The organism is Enterobacter sp. 940_PEND (assembly GCF_001059415.1).
GTDB classification, from domain to species: Bacteria; Pseudomonadota; Gammaproteobacteria; order Enterobacterales; family Enterobacteriaceae; genus Enterobacter; species Enterobacter cloacae_M.
Map to the genome: position 1 here is coordinate 1 of NZ_JUMS01000045.1, position 18,238 is coordinate 18,238.

17 protein-coding genes are annotated in these 18,238 nt (G+C 52.7%); 8 read left to right on the forward strand and 9 right to left on the reverse strand.

Annotated features, from left to right (window positions below; translation table 11 throughout):
- Window positions 1–138: 138 nt before the first annotated feature.
- Together mobB and mobA are read right to left on the reverse strand one after the other, a co-directional pair.
- On the reverse strand, window positions 139–642 hold the full coding sequence (gene mobB, locus ADJ24_RS07035) for a molybdopterin-guanine dinucleotide biosynthesis protein MobB (RefSeq protein ID WP_023309774.1): 504 nt from the start codon (window positions 640–642) through the stop codon (window positions 139–141).
- Window positions 639–1,223 (reverse strand): molybdenum cofactor guanylyltransferase MobA, encoded by a 585-nt coding sequence (gene mobA / locus ADJ24_RS07040; RefSeq protein ID WP_023309773.1) that lies wholly within the window; start codon window positions 1,221–1,223, stop codon window positions 639–641. Before mobA ends, mobB begins: the two co-directional genes overlap by 4 nt.
- 68 nt (window positions 1,224–1,291) lie before the next feature.
- Between mobA and ADJ24_RS07045 the strand changes: the two genes are divergently transcribed.
- The 3 genes from ADJ24_RS07045 to dsbA all read left to right on the forward strand — a co-directional run bounded on the left by ADJ24_RS07045 (window position 1,292) and on the right by dsbA (window position 3,274).
- A complete protein-coding gene (locus ADJ24_RS07045) occupies window positions 1,292–1,561 on the forward strand; it encodes a YihD family protein (RefSeq protein ID WP_003861904.1) in 270 nt (89 codons plus the stop codon).
- A gap of 75 nt (window positions 1,562–1,636) precedes the next feature.
- Entirely contained in the window at window positions 1,637–2,623 is a 987-nt protein-coding gene (locus ADJ24_RS07050; RefSeq protein ID WP_023309772.1) for a serine/threonine protein kinase, read from the forward strand.
- Window positions 2,624–2,650: 27 nt separating this feature from the next.
- Window positions 2,651–3,274, forward strand: a complete 624-nt coding sequence (dsbA, locus tag ADJ24_RS07055; RefSeq protein WP_023309771.1) for a thiol:disulfide interchange protein DsbA — start codon at window positions 2,651–2,653, stop codon at window positions 3,272–3,274.
- Window positions 3,275–3,297: 23 nt separating this feature from the next.
- On the opposite strand, the gene ADJ24_RS07060 is transcribed toward dsbA, so the two are convergent.
- A complete protein-coding gene (locus tag ADJ24_RS07060) occupies window positions 3,298–4,149 on the reverse strand; it encodes an acyltransferase (protein ID WP_229218479.1) in 852 nt (283 codons plus the stop codon).
- Here ADJ24_RS07060 and ADJ24_RS25505 point away from each other — a divergent pair.
- Both ADJ24_RS25505 and polA read left to right on the forward strand, forming a co-directional pair.
- A complete protein-coding gene (locus ADJ24_RS25505; RefSeq protein WP_223825995.1) occupies window positions 4,046–4,309 on the forward strand; it encodes a hypothetical protein in 264 nt (87 codons plus the stop codon). The two genes, ADJ24_RS07060 and ADJ24_RS25505, sit on opposite strands and share 104 nt — an antisense overlap.
- Window positions 4,310–4,646: 337 nt before the next feature.
- Window positions 4,647–7,439 (forward strand): DNA polymerase I, encoded by a 2,793-nt coding sequence (gene polA / locus ADJ24_RS07065; protein WP_023309769.1) that lies wholly within the window; start codon window positions 4,647–4,649, stop codon window positions 7,437–7,439.
- Between the two features lie 311 nt (window positions 7,440–7,750).
- Here the strand turns inward: polA and yihA are convergent, their stop codons facing one another.
- Window positions 7,751–8,380 (reverse strand): ribosome biogenesis GTP-binding protein YihA/YsxC, encoded by a 630-nt coding sequence (gene yihA / locus ADJ24_RS07070; RefSeq protein WP_023309768.1) that lies wholly within the window; start codon window positions 8,378–8,380, stop codon window positions 7,751–7,753.
- A gap of 578 nt (window positions 8,381–8,958) precedes the next feature.
- Here yihA and yihI point away from each other — a divergent pair.
- Together yihI and hemN are read left to right on the forward strand one after the other, a co-directional pair.
- Complete coding sequence (yihI, locus tag ADJ24_RS07075; RefSeq protein ID WP_023309767.1) at window positions 8,959–9,474, forward strand: Der GTPase-activating protein YihI; 516 nt, start codon at window positions 8,959–8,961, stop codon at window positions 9,472–9,474.
- Between the two features lie 188 nt (window positions 9,475–9,662).
- Window positions 9,663–11,036, forward strand: a complete 1,374-nt coding sequence (gene hemN / locus ADJ24_RS07080) for an oxygen-independent coproporphyrinogen III oxidase (protein WP_023309766.1) — start codon at window positions 9,663–9,665, stop codon at window positions 11,034–11,036.
- Between the two features lie 72 nt (window positions 11,037–11,108).
- Here hemN and ADJ24_RS24975 read toward each other — a convergent pair whose 3' ends face one another.
- The 4 genes from ADJ24_RS24975 to glnA all read right to left on the reverse strand — a co-directional run bounded on the left by ADJ24_RS24975 (window position 11,109) and on the right by glnA (window position 15,385).
- Window positions 11,109–11,219 (reverse strand): YshB family small membrane protein, encoded by a 111-nt coding sequence (locus tag ADJ24_RS24975; RefSeq protein WP_023333898.1) that lies wholly within the window; start codon window positions 11,217–11,219, stop codon window positions 11,109–11,111.
- Window positions 11,220–11,330: 111 nt separating this feature from the next.
- On the reverse strand, window positions 11,331–12,743 hold the full coding sequence (gene glnG, locus ADJ24_RS07085; RefSeq protein WP_023309765.1) for a nitrogen regulation protein NR(I): 1,413 nt from the start codon (window positions 12,741–12,743) through the stop codon (window positions 11,331–11,333).
- An 11-nt stretch (window positions 12,744–12,754) separates the two neighbouring features.
- Window positions 12,755–13,804, reverse strand: a complete 1,050-nt coding sequence (glnL, locus tag ADJ24_RS07090) for a nitrogen regulation protein NR(II) (RefSeq protein WP_023309764.1) — start codon at window positions 13,802–13,804, stop codon at window positions 12,755–12,757.
- Window positions 13,805–13,975: 171 nt separating this feature from the next.
- Window positions 13,976–15,385 (reverse strand): glutamate--ammonia ligase, encoded by a 1,410-nt coding sequence (glnA, locus tag ADJ24_RS07095; RefSeq protein WP_048702293.1) that lies wholly within the window; start codon window positions 15,383–15,385, stop codon window positions 13,976–13,978.
- A gap of 378 nt (window positions 15,386–15,763) precedes the next feature.
- On the opposite strand from glnA, the gene typA reads away from it, so the two are divergent.
- A complete protein-coding gene (gene typA, locus ADJ24_RS07100) occupies window positions 15,764–17,587 on the forward strand; it encodes a ribosome-dependent GTPase TypA (protein ID WP_023309762.1) in 1,824 nt (607 codons plus the stop codon).
- 155 nt (window positions 17,588–17,742) lie between these two features.
- Here typA and ADJ24_RS07105 read toward each other — a convergent pair.
- The coding region (locus ADJ24_RS07105) for an ATP-binding cassette domain-containing protein (protein ID WP_152692366.1) at window positions 17,743–18,238 on the reverse strand (496 nt) is incomplete at its 5' end.

An 18,238-nucleotide genomic window follows, 5' to 3' on the forward strand; every position in this document is an offset into this window, starting at 1 on the left:
TGTGGGGTCTCCCCATGCGAGAGTAGGGAACTGCCAGGCATCAAATAAGTAGAGAGGCCATCCGAAAGGATGGCCTTTTTGCGTTTTAGCATCACAGAGATTTGTAGGCCGGGTAGGGCGAAACCGCCACCCGGTAAGTCAGATCGCAATCCACTCCACTATAAACTCCGCAATCCCTTCCACATCATTTAAGTCCAGCACCGGAACTTCAAGCGGCAATACAACATCACTGGCCACCGCAATCACATGCTCATCCAGCGTTAATTCGCTGAAATCATGCCCGGCATCGCTTCTGAACAGTAGGATCTTAGGCACTGCCTCATGCTTAAATCCCTCAACCAGCACCAGATCCAGCGTGGTATGATCCATCCGGCTGACCAGATAAGCGAGATCCAGCGGCGCCTCATCCGGCGTTTCTGTCATCAGCGCCCAGCGTTGAGTACTTGCCACCATCGTTTGCGCTGCACCCGCTTTACGCAATGCATAGCTATCTTTTCCCGGTCTATCGACATCCATATGATGATGGGTGTGCTTAATCAATCCTGGACGGATACCTCTGGCACAAAGCGCAGGAATGAGCTTTTTCAGTAGCGTGGTTTTCCCGGTCCCACTCCAGGCGGAAATGGCTACGACAGGTATCATTTTTTCTCCTGCATCATCTGCAAATCGTCAGGCGTATTCACATTCACAAAAGCTGATTTTAAATCGCTAAAATCAACGGGATGACCGCCAGACTCGCGCATAAAAGCCATCACCTTGCGCTCTCCCGCAGCCAGATAGGACTGCAGGGCTGGCGCCAGGGATCGGTGCATCAATGCGATAGCAGGATGATCACGCTCGCCGTCATGTACCCAAACCACAGGAGCCGTACCCCGAAGCAGCAACAAACGTTCGACAAGACAGGACGGAATAAACGGGGTATCGCAGGGACAGAAGATGAACCACTCTCCGTGAGACTGTTGCATGACCGAAAGCATACCAGCCAGCGGTCCCGGGTAATCCTCAAGGATATCCTGGTAAACGGCGTACCCGCTGAGCTGGTAAGTGTCGATATGCCGGTTAGCACTGATGACCATTGTCGACACCTGGCCTGCGAGCGTATCAGCGACACATTGCCATAAGGGTTTGCCGTTCAGGCGTTGAAGCCCCTTATCTTTTCCCCCCATTCGCGTCGCTCTGCCACCTGCCAGAACGACCCCAATGATTTCCTGGCTAAGATTCACGAATATCGCCTCTTTTATTGTGGGATTGACCCTGCTAACGTGTCACTCTAAATGAAAGGAGCACCACCATGAAATGTAAACGTCTGAATGAAGTTATTGAACTCCTCCAGCCCGCCTGGCAAAAAGAGCCAGAGCTAAATCTGATGCAATTTTTACAGAAACTGGCGAAAGAGTCAGGTTTTGACGGCGAACTGGCAGACCTTTCTGACGACATCCTGATCTACCACCTTAAAATGCGTGACTCTGCCAAAGATGCTGTTATTCCTGGTATTCAGAAGGATTATGAGGAAGATTTTAAGACCGCATTACTGCGCGCCCGAGGCGTAATTAAAGAGTAAAAGCTTGTAAGCGGCGGCACCGAAATCGCCACAAGATGATATCCTGAATCATTCGTATAATTTCCGGATGATCGGATGAACGACCAGGCTTTTACTTTCCAGACATTACACCCGGACACCATTATGGATGCCCTGTTTGAACAGGGTATTCGGGTGGACTCCGGGCTAACACCGTTAAACAGCTACGAAAACCGCGTCTATCAATTTCAGGACGAGGATCGTCAGCGCTTCGTCGTAAAGTTCTATCGTCCTGAACGCTGGTCCGCAGAACAAATTCAGGAAGAGCATCAGTTTGCTCACGATCTGCTGGATGACGATGTTCCCGTTGCCGCGCCGCTAAAATTCAATAATCAAACGCTCCTCACGCACGAAGGGTTTTACTACGCTGTATTCCCAAGCCTGGGTGGCCGCCAGTTTGAAGCGGATAATATCGATCAGATGGAGTGGGTTGCCCGCTATCTTGGGCGCATACACCAGACGGGACGCAAAAAAGCCTTTATTGCCCGCCCGACTATCGGAATTCAGGAATACCTTCTTGAGCCACGCGAAATATTCGAAACGTCTGCCATGATCCCCGCTGCGTTAAAGGATGATTTCCTCAACGCCACCGATAAGCTCATTGCTGCTGTTAAAACCTGCTGGCGTGACGATATTTCCGTCCTGCGCCTGCATGGCGATTGTCATGCCGGAAATATCCTCTGGCGTGATGGCCCGCTGTTTGTCGATCTCGATGATGCGCGTATGGGGCCCGCGGTTCAGGACCTGTGGATGCTGCTCAATGGCGACAAAGCCGAGCAACGCATGCAGCTTGAAACCATTATTGAAGCTTATGAAGAATTTAGCCCGTTTAATTCAGACGAAATTGCCCTGATTGAGCCTTTACGTGCGATGCGTTTTGTTTATTATCTCGCATGGTTAATCAGGCGTTGGGACGATCCCGCATTTCCCCGGAATTTCCCGTGGCTTACCGGAGAGGATTACTGGCGTAGCCAGATATCTACATTTACTGAGCAGGTCAAGGTTCTTCAGGAACCCCCTCTGCAATTAACGCCGATGTATTAATTGGACACACCCAGGAGAGAGTTAATCATGAAAAAAATTTGGCTGGCGCTGGCAGGTATAATTCTGGCATTTAGCGCTTCTGCTGCGCAGTTTACCGACGGCAAACAGTACACCACGCTGGACAAACCGGTCGCTGGCGAGCCACAGGTTCTGGAGTTTTTCTCGTTCTACTGCCCACACTGCTATCAGTTCGAGCAGGTGCTGCATGTTTCGGATAGCGTAAAGAAAAAGCTGCCAGAAGGCACCAAAATGACCAAGTACCACGTCGAGTTCCTGGGCCCATTGGGTAAAGACCTGACCCAGGCGTGGGCGGTTGCGATGGCACTGGGCGTGGAAGATAAGATCACTGCGCCAATGTTTGAAGCCGTACAGAAAACCCAGACCGTTCAGACCACTGCGGATATCCGTAAAGTGTTCGTTGATGCCGGCGTGAAAGGTGAAGAGTATGACGCTGCATGGAACAGCTTTGTGGTGAAATCTCTGGTTGCTCAGCAGGAAAAAGCGGCTGCTGACCTCCAGCTTCAGGGCGTTCCGGCGATGTTTGTTAACGGCAAATACCAGCTGAATATGCAGGGCATGGACACCAGCAGCATGGATATCTTCGTACAGCAGTATGCTGATACCGTGAAATACCTGGTTGAGAAGAAGTAATTTCGCTGATGTAAAAACGCCGGTCACTGACCGGCGTTTTTGTATAAAGATTTAATATTGTCTATCTGTTCGTCTTTCTCTTTCCAGAGCGTATTAAGCCACTGCTGGAAACGACGCTTGAAACTCTTATCGTTAACGTAATCACCGTGCAGCCCGGCATCTATCGGGACCAGATCGACACGCACAACAATGCGCGTCAGTTTGCCGCTGAGCATATCGTAGAACGGCGTCTTATCGTTTTCCGGATAGCAGAGCGTGACGTTCAGGAGTTTATCGAACTGCGATCCCAGCACGTTAAGCGCCATCGCAATACCCGCAGCCTTTGGCGGCAGCAAGTGCTGGTAAGGAGAGCGGGTTTGTTGGTGCTTCTCCTCCGTAAATCGGGAGCCTTCAACAAAGTTTACGATGGTCGTAGGATGCGCGCGAAACTTTTCGCAGGAACGGCGTGTGGTCTCCACATCTTTGCCGCGACGCTCGGGATGACGAATCAAATAGCTGCGCGAATAGCGTTTCATAAACGGCATATCAAGCGCCCAGCAGGCCAGCCCGATAAAAGGCACCCAGGCGAGCTGCTGTTTCAGAAAGTATTTGTTCATCGGGATCTGTTTGCGAAAAAGTACGCATAACACCACGATGTCCGCCCAGCTGTGGTGATTGCAAATCAGCAGATACCAATTCTTCTTGCTAAGACTCTCCAGCCCTTTGATATCCCACTTCAGATGCGGGTTCAGGCACAGCAGGATCGCCAGTCCTTCGCACCAGCAGTACATCATGAAATTACAAAATGCGGACACGGCTCGCCACACCACAGGGACAGGCAACAGCAGTTTAACGATCCCGGCGATAATGATCGGCACAGAGCAGGCGACAGTCACCAGGATAGTTAAAATGATGCTTAACAGTAATGTTATTGCAGCGAGCAATCTCGACATGATGAGCTTTTTCAAATGGTTAGCTGTAAGTGAGCGGCCGGCTATTCGACGCTGGGCGCTGATTTTACCAGAAAACGGACAAATTAATGGCGCTTTCATGTGATGATTTGGCCGCTTTTACCCTGCCGTAGACGATTTCACTGTGATTCCGCGCTTATCAAGGCTTATATCCACATAGACTAAATTGCCATCGGTTGGCCATATAGATAAGATCTAAGGTGATAACAGCATGATAATTAAGATCTAAAAATTAACTCATATGTATTTTTTACGTCTGTTATTCATATGAAGTGAAAATATGCACAAACTTATCCACAGTTTGATTTTTGCGAGCGATCCTCACGATCGCAAAATCTTTTCCTGTATCTGGTGCTAATACCTGATGTTTTCATCCTTCTGTGGCATCCTTTACCCATAAATTGATTAAAGGCACGGACATTATGGTTCAGATCCCAGAAAACCCTCTTATTCTCGTCGATGGCTCTTCTTACCTGTATCGGGCATACCATGCGTTTCCTCCTCTGACCAATAGCGCAGGGGAACCTACCGGCGCAATGTACGGCGTGCTGAACATGCTGCGCAGCCTGATCCTTCAGTATCAGCCAACCCATGCGGCTGTAGTCTTTGATGCGAAAGGTAAAACTTTCCGCGATGAGCTGTTTGAGCATTACAAATCTCACCGTCCGCCAATGCCTGACGATCTGCGTGCGCAGATTGAGCCGCTGCATACCATGGTAAAAGCGATGGGGCTGCCGCTGCTGGCCGTCTCTGGCGTTGAGGCTGATGACGTTATCGGCACGCTGGCGCGTGAAGCAGAAAAGATGGGGCGTCCTGTGCTGATCAGCACCGGTGATAAAGATATGGCGCAACTGGTGACGCCAGGCATCACCCTGATTAACACCATGACCAACACCATTCTGGGGCCAGAAGAAGTGGTCACAAAGTATGGCGTGCCGCCTGAGCTGATTATCGACTTCCTCGCGTTGATGGGCGATTCCTCGGATAACATCCCGGGTGTCCCTGGCGTCGGTGAAAAAACCGCGCAGGCGCTGCTCCAGGGGCTGGGTGGTCTGGATACGCTCTACGCGGAGCCAGACAAAATCGCCGGGCTCTCCTTCCGTGGTGCAAAAACCATGGCCGGAAAACTGGAAGAGAACAAAGAGGTGGCTTATCTCTCCTATAAGCTGGCCACAATCAAAACCGATGTCGAACTGGAGCTGGGCTGTGAGCAGCTTGAAGTGCAACAGCCTTCCGCTGACGATCTGCTGAGCCTGTTTAAGAAATACGAATTCAAGCGCTGGACCGCTGACGTGGAAGCCGGTAAATGGCTGCAGGCGAAAGGGGCTAAACCTGCTGCAAAGCCGAAGGAGACAATCGTCGTTGACGCAGAAGAGCAGGCGGAAGAAGAAGCCGTGGCGCTTTCCTTCGACAACTACGAAACCATTCTTGAAGAGTCACGGCTGATCGCCTGGATCGATAAACTGAAAAAGGCGCCGGTCTTCGCCTTTGATACCGAAACCGACAGCCTCGATAACATCTCTGCCAATATGGTTGGCCTGTCATTTGCGACAGAGCCGGGTATTGCCGCCTACGTCCCTGTGGCGCACGATTACCTGGATGCGCCGGAGCAGATCTCCCGTGAACGCGTGCTCGAACTGCTGAAGCCGATCCTGGAAGACGAAAAGGCGCTCAAGGTTGGGCAAAACCTCAAGTACGACCGAGGCATTCTGCAAAATTACGGCATTGAACTGCGCGGGATTGCCTTCGACACCATGCTTGAATCCTACATTCTGGACAGCGTCGCGGGCCGCCATGATATGGATTCCTTATCTGACCGCTGGCTCAAGCACAAAACGATCACCTTTGAAGAGATTGCCGGTAAAGGGAAAAATCAGCTCACCTTTAACCAGATTGCTCTGGAAGAAGCGGGGCGCTATGCGGCGGAAGATGCTGATGTCACGCTGCAGCTACACCTGAAGATGTGGCCAAAACTGCAGAAGCATGAAGGTCCGCTGAACGTGTTCCAGCATATCGAGATGCCGCTGGTGCCCGTGCTATCCCGCATTGAACGCAACGGCGTGAAGATTGACCCAACGGTGCTGCATAACCACTCCGGGGAGCTGGCGCAGCGTTTGACCGAGCTCGAGCAAAAAGCGCATGAGCTTGCAGGCGAGCCGTTTAACCTCTCTTCACCGAAGCAGCTGCAAACCATTCTGTTTGAAAAGCAGGGCATCAAGCCGCTGAAGAAAACCCCTGGCGGCGCACCGTCAACCTCTGAAGAGGTGCTGGAAGAGCTGGCGCTGGATTACCCGCTGCCAAAAGTGATTCTGCAGTACCGAGGCCTCGCGAAGCTGAAGTCTACCTACACCGACAAGCTCCCGCTGATGATCAACCCGAAAACGGGTCGTGTGCACACGTCGTACCATCAGGCTGTTGCGGCGACCGGTCGTCTCTCATCAACCGACCCCAACCTGCAGAACATCCCGGTACGTAACGAAGAAGGCCGCCGTATTCGCCAGGCTTTCATCGCACCAGAGGATTATCTGATTGTCTCTGCTGACTACTCGCAAATCGAACTGCGCATTATGGCGCATCTGTCCCGCGACAAAGGCCTCCTGACCGCGTTTGCCGAAGGAAAGGATATCCACCGGGCAACCGCGGCGGAAGTCTTCGGCTTGCCGCTGGACAGCGTGACCAACGAGCAGCGCCGCAGTGCTAAGGCGATCAACTTCGGTCTGATTTACGGCATGAGCGCATTTGGTCTTTCGCGCCAGCTCAACATTCCACGCAAAGAGTCGCAGAAGTATATGGATCTCTATTTCGAGCGTTATCCGGGGGTGTTGGAATATATGGAACGCACCCGCGCGCAGGCGAAGGAAAAAGGTTACGTCGAAACCCTGGATGGCCGCCGTCTCTACCTACCGGACATCAAATCCAGCAACGCGGCTCGTCGCGCTGGCGCAGAGCGTGCGGCGATCAACGCCCCGATGCAGGGTACCGCGGCGGACATTATTAAGCGTGCAATGATCGCCGTTGATGCCTGGCTGGAAAAAGAGAAGCCTCGCGTGAAAATGATCATGCAGGTACACGATGAACTGGTATTTGAAGTGCACAAAGACGACCTCGACGCCGTGTCGAAGAAGATCCACGAACTGATGGAAAGCAGCATGACGCTCGACGTGCCGTTGCTGGTGGAAGTGGGAAGTGGAGAAAACTGGGATCAGGCTCACTAACGGTTCTTCGCATAACGCGCTTTTTATGTAAGTTTGCAACATAACAACGCGCGTTTTGTGACAATCATTAGAATTCCCTATGTAAAGAATGAAAAAAAACTACAAAAAGTGCTTTTTCTGCAGCACAAAAAGGGGTAGAGTTGTCGGCGTAGGGTACAGAGGTAAGATGTTCTATCTTTCAGACCTTTTACTTCACGTAATCGGATTTGGCTGAATATTTTAGCCGCCCCAGTCAGTAATGACTGGGGCGTTTTTTATTGCGGCAAAGAAAAATTCAGGCAAAAAAAACGCGGCTATCGCCGCGCTCCGTATTACTCTTCTTCCGCTTCCGTCGCGGGTTCCAGCTCGCTAAACCAGGTATCGAGCTTCTGACGCAGCTTGTCCACGCCCTGCTTTTTCAGCGAGGAGAACGGCTCAACCTGCACATCACCGTTGAACGCCAGCACCGCTTCGCGAACCATATTCACCTGCGCTTTGCGCGCGCCGCTCGCCAGCTTATCGGCTTTCGTCAGCAGCACCAGCACGGCGATATCGCTTGCTACAGCCCAGTCGATCATCTGCTGATCCAGATCTTTCAGGGGATGGCGAATATCCATCAGCACCACCAGACCTTTCAGACACAGGCGTTTTTCCAGGTATTCACCCAGCGCACGCTGCCACTTGATTTTCATCTCTTCCGGTACCTGCGCGTAACCGTAGCCCGGTAAGTCGACCAGGCGTTTGCCCTCTGCGACTTCAAACAGGTTGATCAGCTGGGTACGGCCAGGTGTTTTTGAGGTGCGCGCCAGGCTCTTCTGATTGGTCAGCGTATTCAGGGCGCTGGATTTCCCCGCATTGGAGCGGCCAGCAAATGCCACTTCAATACCGGTATCAGAAGGAAGGTGGCGAATATCGGGCGCACTGGTGACAAAATGCGTCTGTTGGTAGTTCCAGGTAGTCACGTGGTCGTCTCCAAAATCGTAATCTGAAGGGGATTATACCCGAATGCAGGCAAAAGGCTTTTCTGATTGCTATGAGCAGTAGACGAATGCCACAACCGGTGTGAGAGATCGGCCAGTAATGCTATGCGAGATTTCAGAGAATTCGCAGGCGTAAAAAAATTCAAACTGTTTTAAATCATAAGCTTATTTCCAGGTAATTATCTGAAAATCCCTTTTTGTACCGTTTCGTTGCTTGTTAGTTTAACTGAACAAGGTAAAGTGTGCGTCAGGGCGAGGAAGCCAACAGGAAATCGACTTAAGGATGAGGGTCAGGAGCGCCAGGAGGCGAAGACGCAGGATTGTCAGGATGACCAGCGCCTGGAGGCGTTTTTTACAGGAAATGGAACCGTATCACGGACGGTATTAGCCAAGGGATAAACAGGGTTTGTTGTTGGCAAACACGGAATGTCTGACCCGCTAAGGGTTGTGAGTCAGGAAAAAAGGCGACAGATTGCTCTGTCGCCTTTTTTCTTTGCTTGCTTTCTGCTAGATTTCGCCGCAATTCTATACTGAAGAAAACGACTTAAAGATAAAACATCATGAAAAAACCAACCTCCGCTGCAGGCGCGAAACGCCCTGTAAAAGCACGCCGCAAAACGCGCGAAGAACTGAACCAGGAAGCGCGCGATCGCAAACGCGATAAAAAACATCGCGGTCATGCTGCGGGTAGCCGTGCCAACGGTGGTGGTGCAGCGGGTGCTTCTGCGAAAGGCAAACAGCAGAAAGACCCTCGTATCGGCAGTAAAACTCCCATTCCACTGGGCGTGACAGACACCCCGGTCACTAAGCAGCACAAACCAAAGAGCGAGAAACCTATGCTTTCACCGCAGGCTGAGCTGGATTTGCTGGAGAACGATGAGCGCCTGGACGCGCTGCTGGAACGTCTTGAAGAGGGTGAAACCCTGACCGCTGAAGAGCAGTCATGGGTGGATGCCAAACTGGATCGTATCGATGAACTGATGCAGAAGCTGGGCCTGTCATACGACGATGACGAAGATGAAGAAGAAGACGAGAAGCAGGAAGATATGATGCGTCTTCTGAAGGGTGGAAACTAACATTTGCACCCGGCAGGCACGATAGTCCTGCTTATAACCCTTCCGGTTATATGTTATCTGGTGTGGTTATTCGTTAAACTACGGCGGTTGTCGCGGCGACAGAAGTGGCTGCGCACCCGAATGATGGCCCGCGATGGGGCCAGAACGGGCCGCCGTATACGAACGCGACACCAACGGAAGGAGTGAGCATGTCAGCACCAACTATCGACTGGGATTTGGCCCTAATCCAGAAATATAACTATTCCGGGCCGCGTTATACTTCATACCCCACCGCGCTGGAGTTCTCCGATGCCTTCGGCGAGGCTGATTTCCAGCAGGCTGTTGCGCGCTATCCTGAGCGTCCGCTGTCGCTCTACGTCCATATTCCGTTCTGCCACAAGCTTTGCTACTTCTGCGGGTGCAATAAAATCGTTACCCGTCAGCAGCACAAAGCCGACCAGTATCTTGATGCGCTCGAACAAGAAATTGTGCATCGCGCGCCGCTGTTTGCTGGCCGTCACGTCAGCCAGCTTCACTGGGGCGGCGGTACGCCAACCTATCTGAATAAAGCGCAAATAAGCCGCCTGATGACCCTGCTGCGCGGCAATTTCAGTTTTAACGCCGACGCTGAAATCTCGATCGAAGTCGATCCGCGTGAAATTGAGCTCGATGTACTGGATCACTTACGCGCCGAAGGCTTCAATCGTCTGAGCATGGGCGTGCAGGATTTCAATAAAGAGGTTCAGCGTCTGGTGAACCGCGAGCAGGACGAAGAATTTATCTTTGCCTTACTCAATCACGCGCGTGAGATTGGTTTCACCTCGACCAATATTGACCTGATATACGGCCTGCCAAAGCAGACGCCGGAAAGCTTCGCCTTCACCCTGAAGCGCGTGGCCGAACTCAACCCGGACCGCCTGAGCGTCTTTAACTATGCGCATCTGCCGACGCTCTTTGCCGCTCAGCGCAAAATAAAAGATGCCGATCTTCCTTCTGCCCAGCAGAAGCTGGATATTCTGCAGGAAACCATTACCTCGCTGACCGAAACCGGCTATCAGTTTATCGGGATGGATCACTTTGCTCGTCCGGATGACGAGCTGGCGATTGCTCAGCGTGAAGGCGTTCTGCACCGTAACTTCCAGGGCTACACAACCCAGGGCGATACCGATTTGCTGGGGATGGGCGTCTCTGCTATCAGCATGATTGGTGACTGTTACGCGCAGAATCAGAAAGAGCTGAAGCTTTACTATCATCAGGTTGATGAAACGGGCAACGCGCTGTGGCGAGGCATCGCGTTAACGCGCGACGACTGCATCCGGCGCGATGTGATTAAGGCGCTAATCTGCAACTTCCGTCTCGATTTCAGCGACGTTGAGTCGCAGTGGGATCTGCACTTCAGCGATTATTTTGCGGAAGACCTGAAGCTGATTGCACCGCTGGCGAAAGACGGGCTGGTGGATGTGTCGGAGAACGCGATTGAGGTCACGCCGAAAGGGCGTCTGTTGATCCGTAATATCTGCATGTGCTTTGACGCGTATCTGCGTCAGAAAGCGCGACTGCAGCAGTTCTCGCGGGTGATTTAAGGCGCATTGCCAAAAGCACTAAACGTAGGCCGGGTAAGGCGAAGCCGCCACCCGGCTTTTACGTTCAACTCGCTAGCTAAACAGCCCAACCAGCGCCGCACACAACATAGCCGCAACGGCTGTTTGTGGCGTGTGGCTTTCAGCGGCTCCGCTAGAGAGCATATTCACGATTGTTTCCAGCATGATGTTCACCCCCAATTTCCGGGCACGATCATACAAAACTCATCGGAACAGTAAAGCGCAAAATAACGGCAATTTGCGCTCAATTAATAACCTTTACACAGCGGCGTGCGATCACTCCATTCCCAGCTCTTTAAGCTTGCGCGTCAGGGTATTACGTCCCCATCCCAGCAGGCGAGCGGCTTCCTGCTTATGACCCTGCGTATGACGAAGCGCGGTAGTTAACAGCGTACGCTCCATCTCCGGCTGAGCTTCAGACAGCAGGTTTTGATGACCGGAACGCAGCGCGCGGTCGGCCCACTGCGCCAGCAGCGTCGCCCAGCTGTCCGGCAGCGCGTGCCCGGTACTGCTTTCAGGCGCGGTTGCTTCAAACAGCTCGGCCGGTAAATCCTGAATCAGCACTTCCTGCCCGGCGGCCATCACGGTTAACCAGCGACAGGTGTTTTCCAGCTGACGCACGTTGCCCGGCCACGCCAGACGCGTCAGAGCGGCATCGGTTTCCGGGTGAAGCTGCTTGGCTTCCACACCCAGCTCGCGGGCGGCCACCTGCAGGAAATGACGAGCCAGGCGGGGAATATCTTCCCGACGCTCACGCAGCGGCGGCAGATGAACGCGGATGACGTTCAGACGGTGGAATAAATCCTCACGGAATTTTCCTTCCTGAACGCGTTGTTCCAGGTTCTGGTGGGTCGCGGCGATAATACGCACGTCCACCTTCACCGGCGCATAGCCGCCCACGCGATAAAACTGCCCGTCGGCCAGCACGCGCAGCAGGCGGGTCTGGACATCCAGCGGCATATCGCCGATCTCATCCAGAAACAGCGTACCGCCGTCGGCCTGTTCGAACCGCCCCTGGCGAATGGTATTGGCGCCGGTAAATGCCCCTTTTTCATGGCCGAACAGTTCGGACTCAATCAAATCCTTCGGGATCGCCGCCATATTCAGGGCGATGAACGGCGCTTTTGCCCGCGGGCTGTGGCGGTGCAATGCATGCGCCACAAGCTCTTTACCGGTTCCCGACTCACCGTTAATCAATACGCTGATGGACGAGCGGGACAAACGACCAATAATGCGAAACACGTCCTGCATCGCCGGTGCTTCACCGATGATATCTGTCGTTGGCCCAAAATCGGGCGCGTGGCGCGGCTGCTGCTGCTCCTGATAATGGCTAATCGCGCGCTCAACCAGCGCCACCGCTTCGTCGATATCAAACGGTTTGGGCAGGTAATCGAACGCCCCTTGTTGATAGGCGCTCACTGCGGCATCCAGATCGGAGTGCGCGGTCATTATGATGACCGGAAGCATAGGGTGGCGTTGTTTGATCTGCTTTAACAGCGCCAACCCGTCCATGCCCGGCATACGAATATCCGAAAGCAGAACATCTGGCGTTTTGGTGGTGAGTGCGTCGAGCACTTCGCTGCCGCTCTCAAACGTCGTGCAGCTTAATCCTGCCCCTGTGAGCGCGCGTTCAAGCACCCAACGGATGGAGCTATCGTCATCGACTACCCAGACTATCCCTCGTTGCATAAACGTCACCTTTATTTTTTAATCGGCAGGAAAACCGAAAACTCGGTATGTCCCGGCCAACTGGTAAATTCAATTTTCCCGGAGTGTTGATCGATCAAACTGCGGGCAATGGATAAGCCCAGGCCGGTCCCGCCTTCGCGACCGCTTACCATCGGGTAGAACAGGGTGTCCTGCAAATGCGATGGAATGCCGGGCCCGTTATCCTCAACGTCGATTCGGGCGGCCAGCCGGTAGCGCGCGCCGTGTAACGTGAGCTGGAAGGCGGTGCGGGTGCGTAAAATAATCTCACCGCCTTCAGGCCCCAGCGCCTGCAGGGCATTACGCACAATATTCAACAGGACCTGCTCAATCTGGTCCGGGTCATGGGCCAGTTCCGGCAGGCTTGGGTCGTAATCACGTACCAGCGTGACGTTCTCTGGCAGCTCCATTGAGACGAGCTTCACCACCCGCTCAGCCACTTTATGGATGCTTTCTGTGACGTGCATTCCCGGCTGCTGTGGCCCAAGAAGACGGTCTACCAGATTCCGCAGACGGTCCGCCTGCTCAATGATGACGTTGGTATACTCCGCCAGCGCGGGATCGGGCAGCGCTTTGGTCAGAAGCTGCGCCGCGCCGCGTAATCCACCCAGCGGGTTTTTGATTTCATGCGCCAGACCGCGCACCAGATCACGGGCGGCAATCTGCTGCGCATGCTGAAGCTGCTCCTGGCTCAGTCGACGCTGATTATCCATCGGCGCCATTTCCAGCAGGATCAGACCTTCGGGAAGACGTTGCGCGGTTAACGACAGAATGTGCGAGCGCCCGTCGATCACCAGCGTGACTTCGTTATCGGTAAACCCCTGGCCAGCCTGCAAACTTTCCTGCATCAGGCCAATATTCAGCGAAAAATAGCTCAGGAGTTCAGGAAGCGGGGTGCCGAACAGTTTACGTGCGCTTTGGGCGAGCAGCTGCTGCGCGGCCGGGTTGGCGTAATGAACGGCCAGCTCGTCATCGACCAGCAATATGCTGTTAATCAAAGAATTGAGGATCTGCCCAGCATCGGGCAGCGTGCCAGTTGCCATTCAGCAGTCTCCTGGAGTCGTTTGCACTAATTTAGTGCAGTATAGCGTTTTCGGCGTAAAAAGCGCGTGAGATCAGGTTGTTGGTGGAGAAAAAAGCCCATCCGGAGATGGGCTAAAAGTTTCCACGGCAACTACCCCCGGCGTTTATCACGCCGGGTAAAACAACTTTTATTAAACGCTGTAGTACAGTTCGAACTCAACCGGATGTGGAGTCATACGCACGCGGTCGTTCTCTTCCATACGCAGGGCGATGTAAGCATCGATAGCGTCGTCAGTGAATACGCCACCTGCAGTCAGGAACTCGCGGTCTGCGTCCAGCGCCTGCAGGGCTCCTTCCAGAGAGCCAGCAACCTGTGGGATCTCTTTCGCTTCTTCTGGCGGCAGGTCGTACAGGTTTTTGTCCATTGCTTCGCCCGGGTGGATCTTGTTCTTGATACCGTCCAGACCGGCCATCAGCAGTGCTGCGAAGCACAGGTATGGGTTAGCCGCTGGGTCCGGGAAGCGAACTTCGATACGACGCGCTTTAGGAGAAGCCACCACCGGGATACGGATAGAAGCAGAACGGTTACGTGCAGAGTAGGCCAGCATCACTGGCGCTTCGTAGCCCGGGACCAGACGCTTGTAGGAGTTCGTAGTTGGGTTCGCCAGGGCGTTGATCGCTTTAGCGTGTTTGATAACACCACCGATGTAATACAGCGCCTGCTCGGACAGACCGGCATATTTGTCGCCAGAGAACAGGTTGGTACCGTTCTTGGACAGAGACATGTGGCAGTGCATACCGGAACCGTTATCGCCAAACATTGGTTTTGGCATGAAGGTCGCGGTTTTACCGAAACGGTGCGCAACGTTGTGCACAACGTATTTGTAGATCTGAATTTCGTCCGCTTTTTTGGTCATGGTGTTGAAGCGGGTTGCCACTTCGTTCTGACCAGCAGTAGCCACTTCGTGGTGGTGAGCTTCAACAACCAGACCCATCTCTTCCATCACCAGACACATAGTGGAACGAATGTCCTGTGCAGAGTCGACCGGAGGAACCGGGAAGTAACCGCCTTTCACGCCAGGACGGTGACCTTTGTTACCGCCTTCGTATTTGGTGGAGGAGTTCCATGCACCTTCGATGTCGTCGATAGCCACGTGGGAGCCAGAAATAGAGGCACCGAAGCGGATGTCATCGAACAGGAAGAATTCTGGCTCTGGCCCGAACAGAACGGTGTCTGCGATGCCGGTAGAACGCAGGTACTCTTCAGCGCGTTTCGCGATAGAACGCGGGTCGCGGTCGTAGCCCTGCAGCGTGCCTGGCTCGAGGATGTCGCAACGGATGATCAGGGTTGGTTCTTCGAAGAACGGATCAATGACCGCAGTGGTCGCGTCTGGCATCAGAACCATGTCGGATTCGTTAATGCCTTTCCAGCCACCAATGGAGGAGCCGTCAAACATTTTGCCTTCTTCAAAGAATTCGGCGTTCACCTGATGAGCAGGGATTGTGACGTGCTGTTCTTTACCTTTGGTATCGGTGAAGCGCAGATCAACAAACTTCACTTCATGTTCGTTCAGCATCGTCAAAACGTGTTCAGCGGACATACTTAACTCTCCAGATTGGTCATTGTCGTCGTGGTAACGAGGTCTTCAATTTCTGTTTGTACTGGCTGGTGCCATGTATTTTTTATAAAGCGAAATCTGTGCCAACTTTTAAATCACCCCAAAAAGGCGTTATCATGCGCACCATAGTGCAAAAGGGCTGCACCACAATGGATTTGTTGCACCAGTATAGTGCTTCAATGTGAACATTGAGCACCATATTGGTGCAATTTACGTTAAAGTGCCCTTTTACCGCTCCGTGAAAGCGATCACAAAGCATCTCTGCGATACTTGTTTGCGGGGGATGTTTGTGATCCTGTTTTGTAGTGCGATTAATCCGTGTACAATAACGCGCTATTTCTAAATGCCTGAGGCAAAGTTGTGATCGAAAATTTGCGTAACATCGCCATCATCGCGCACGTAGACCATGGTAAAACTACCCTGGTAGACAAGCTGCTGCAGCAATCCGGTACGTTTGATGCGCGTGCCGAAACCCAAGAACGCGTGATGGACTCCAACGATTTGGAGAAAGAGCGTGGGATTACCATCCTCGCGAAAAACACCGCGATTAAATGGAATGACTACCGTATCAACATCGTTGATACCCCAGGGCACGCCGACTTCGGTGGCGAAGTTGAACGTGTAATGTCCATGGTAGACTCCGTTCTGCTGGTCGTTGACGCAATGGATGGCCCAATGCCACAGACGCGCTTCGTGACCAAAAAAGCTTTTGCCCATGGTCTGAAGCCAATCGTTGTTATCAACAAAGTTGACCGCCCTGGCGCGCGTCCTGACTGGGTTGTTGACCAGGTCTTCGACCTGTTCGTTAACCTCGACGCGACCGACGAGCAGCTGGACTTCCCTATCGTTTACGCATCTGCGCTGAACGGTATCGCAGGTCTGGACCACGAAGACATGGCTGAAGACATGACCCCGCTGTATCAGGCGATTGTTGACCGTGTTCCTGCACCAAACGTCGATCTCGACGGCACCCTGCAGATGCAGATCTCTCAGCTCGACTACAACAACTACGTTGGCGTAATCGGCATTGGTCGTATCAAGCGCGGTAAAGTGAAGCCTAACCAGCAGGTTACTATCATCGATAGCGAAGGCAAAACCCGTAACGGTAAAGTCGGTAAAGTACTGACTCACCTGGGTCTTGAGCGTATCGAGAGTGACGTTGCGGAAGCGGGCGACATCATCGCTATCACCGGTCTGGGTGAACTGAACATCTCCGACACCATCTGCGATCCGCAGAACGTCGAAGCGCTGCCAGCCCTGTCCGTTGATGAACCAACCGTATCCATGTTCTTCAACGTCAACACCTCTCCGTTCTGTGGTAAAGAAGGTAAATTCGTTACCTCTCGTCAGATCCTTGACCGCCTGAACAAAGAGCTGGTGCACAACGTTGCGCTGCGCGTTGAAGAAACCGAAGATGCTGATGCATTCCGCGTTTCTGGTCGTGGCGAGCTGCACCTGTCTGTTCTGATTGAGAACATGCGTCGTGAAGGTTTCGAAATGGCGGTTTCCCGTCCGAAAGTAATCTTCCGCGAGATCGACGGCCGTAAACAAGAGCCATTCGAAAACGTAACGCTGGACGTTGAAGAGCAGCATCAGGGTTCTGTGATGCAGGCTCTGGGTGAGCGTAAAGGCGACCTGAAAAACATGAATCCAGATGGCAAAGGCCGCGTACGTCTCGACTACGTGATCCCAAGCCGTGGCCTGATCGGCTTCCGTTCAGAGTTCATGACCATGACCTCCGGTACCGGCCTGCTGTACTCCACCTTCAGCCACTACGACGACGTTCGTCCGGGCGAAGTGGGCCAGCGTAACAACGGCGTACTGATCTCCAACGGTCAGGGTAAAGCTGTTGCGTTTGCGCTGTTCGGTCTGCAGGATCGCGGTAAGCTGTTCCTGGGTCACGGTGCTGAAGTTTATGAAGGCCAGATCATCGGTATTCACAGTCGTTCTAACGACCTGACCGTAAACTGCCTGACCGGTAAGAAACTGACCAACATGCGTGCGTCCGGTACTGACGAAGCAACGGTTCTGGTTCCACCGATCAAGATGACTCTGGAGCAGGCTCTGGAATTCATCGATGATGACGAACTGGTAGAAGTGACTCCACAGTCAATTCGTATCCGTAAACGTCACCTGACCGAGAACGATCGTAAACGTGCTATGCGCGGTGCGAAAGAAGAGTAATACGGTCAATCTCTAGGCCGGGTAAGCGTGAGCGCCACCCGACAACTAAAAAGCCGCTGATCTCTCAGCGGCTTTTTTATTCGATGTTCGCCAGAATTCTTCATTACCTGGGGCGTTATGTCCCGAAGCTATCTCTTTCCTGCGAAATTCAGGGATTAGAGTAACTCTGCTCCATTTATCACGAACACCCGATCTGCAGATGAAATCGTGGTTTCGCGATGCGCGATAATAATCCTGGTGATGTTCATCTCCTGTATAGACTGATTGACCTGACTTTCACTGGTTTTATCAAGGTGGCTGGTCGCCTCGTCCATGAATAAAATACCCGGTTTGCGGTATAATGCCCGGGCAATATAAATCCGCTGTTTTTGACCCCCGGACAACCCTTCCCCAAGTTCACCAATCAGTGTCTCGTAACCCATTGGTAGCTTTAAAATGTCATTATGAATATGGCTTGCGATGGCGCATTGCACCATCCACTGCTCGTCAATGTCAGGCCGAAAACCGGTGATATTCTCTTTGATAGAGCCTGAAAACAACTTATCTTCCTGCATGATACAGGCAATGCGTTCAGCATAATGCTCAAAACCAAGTTGCTTAAGGAAGGTGCGAACAAGTTCCTGATATGAGATCATCATATTCATCCGGAGC

Excerpts from the sequence above, each read along its gene's own strand:
- mobB (WP_023309774.1), bottom strand. The coding sequence starts at position 642 with ATGATACCTGTCGTAGCCATTTCCGCCTGGAGTGGGACCGGGAAAACC.
- ADJ24_RS07045 (WP_003861904.1), top strand. The coding sequence starts at position 1,292 with ATGAAATGTAAACGTCTGAATGAAGTTATTGAACTCCTCCAGCCCGCC.
- ADJ24_RS07050 (WP_023309772.1), top strand. The coding sequence starts at position 1,637 with ATGAACGACCAGGCTTTTACTTTCCAGACATTACACCCGGACACCATT.
- dsbA (WP_023309771.1), top strand. The coding sequence starts at position 2,651 with ATGAAAAAAATTTGGCTGGCGCTGGCAGGTATAATTCTGGCATTTAGC.
- ADJ24_RS25505 (WP_223825995.1), top strand. The coding sequence starts at position 4,046 with ATGAAATTACAAAATGCGGACACGGCTCGCCACACCACAGGGACAGGC.
- polA (WP_023309769.1), top strand. The coding sequence starts at position 4,647 with ATGGTTCAGATCCCAGAAAACCCTCTTATTCTCGTCGATGGCTCTTCT.
- yihI (WP_023309767.1), top strand. The coding sequence starts at position 8,959 with ATGAAAAAACCAACCTCCGCTGCAGGCGCGAAACGCCCTGTAAAAGCA.
- hemN (WP_023309766.1), top strand. The coding sequence starts at position 9,663 with ATGTCAGCACCAACTATCGACTGGGATTTGGCCCTAATCCAGAAATAT.
- ADJ24_RS24975 (WP_023333898.1), bottom strand. The coding sequence starts at position 11,219 with ATGCTGGAAACAATCGTGAATATGCTCTCTAGCGGAGCCGCTGAAAGC.
- glnG (WP_023309765.1), bottom strand. The coding sequence starts at position 12,743 with ATGCAACGAGGGATAGTCTGGGTAGTCGATGACGATAGCTCCATCCGT.
- glnL (WP_023309764.1), bottom strand. The coding sequence starts at position 13,804 with ATGGCAACTGGCACGCTGCCCGATGCTGGGCAGATCCTCAATTCTTTG.
- glnA (WP_048702293.1), bottom strand. The coding sequence starts at position 15,385 with ATGTCCGCTGAACACGTTTTGACGATGCTGAACGAACATGAAGTGAAG.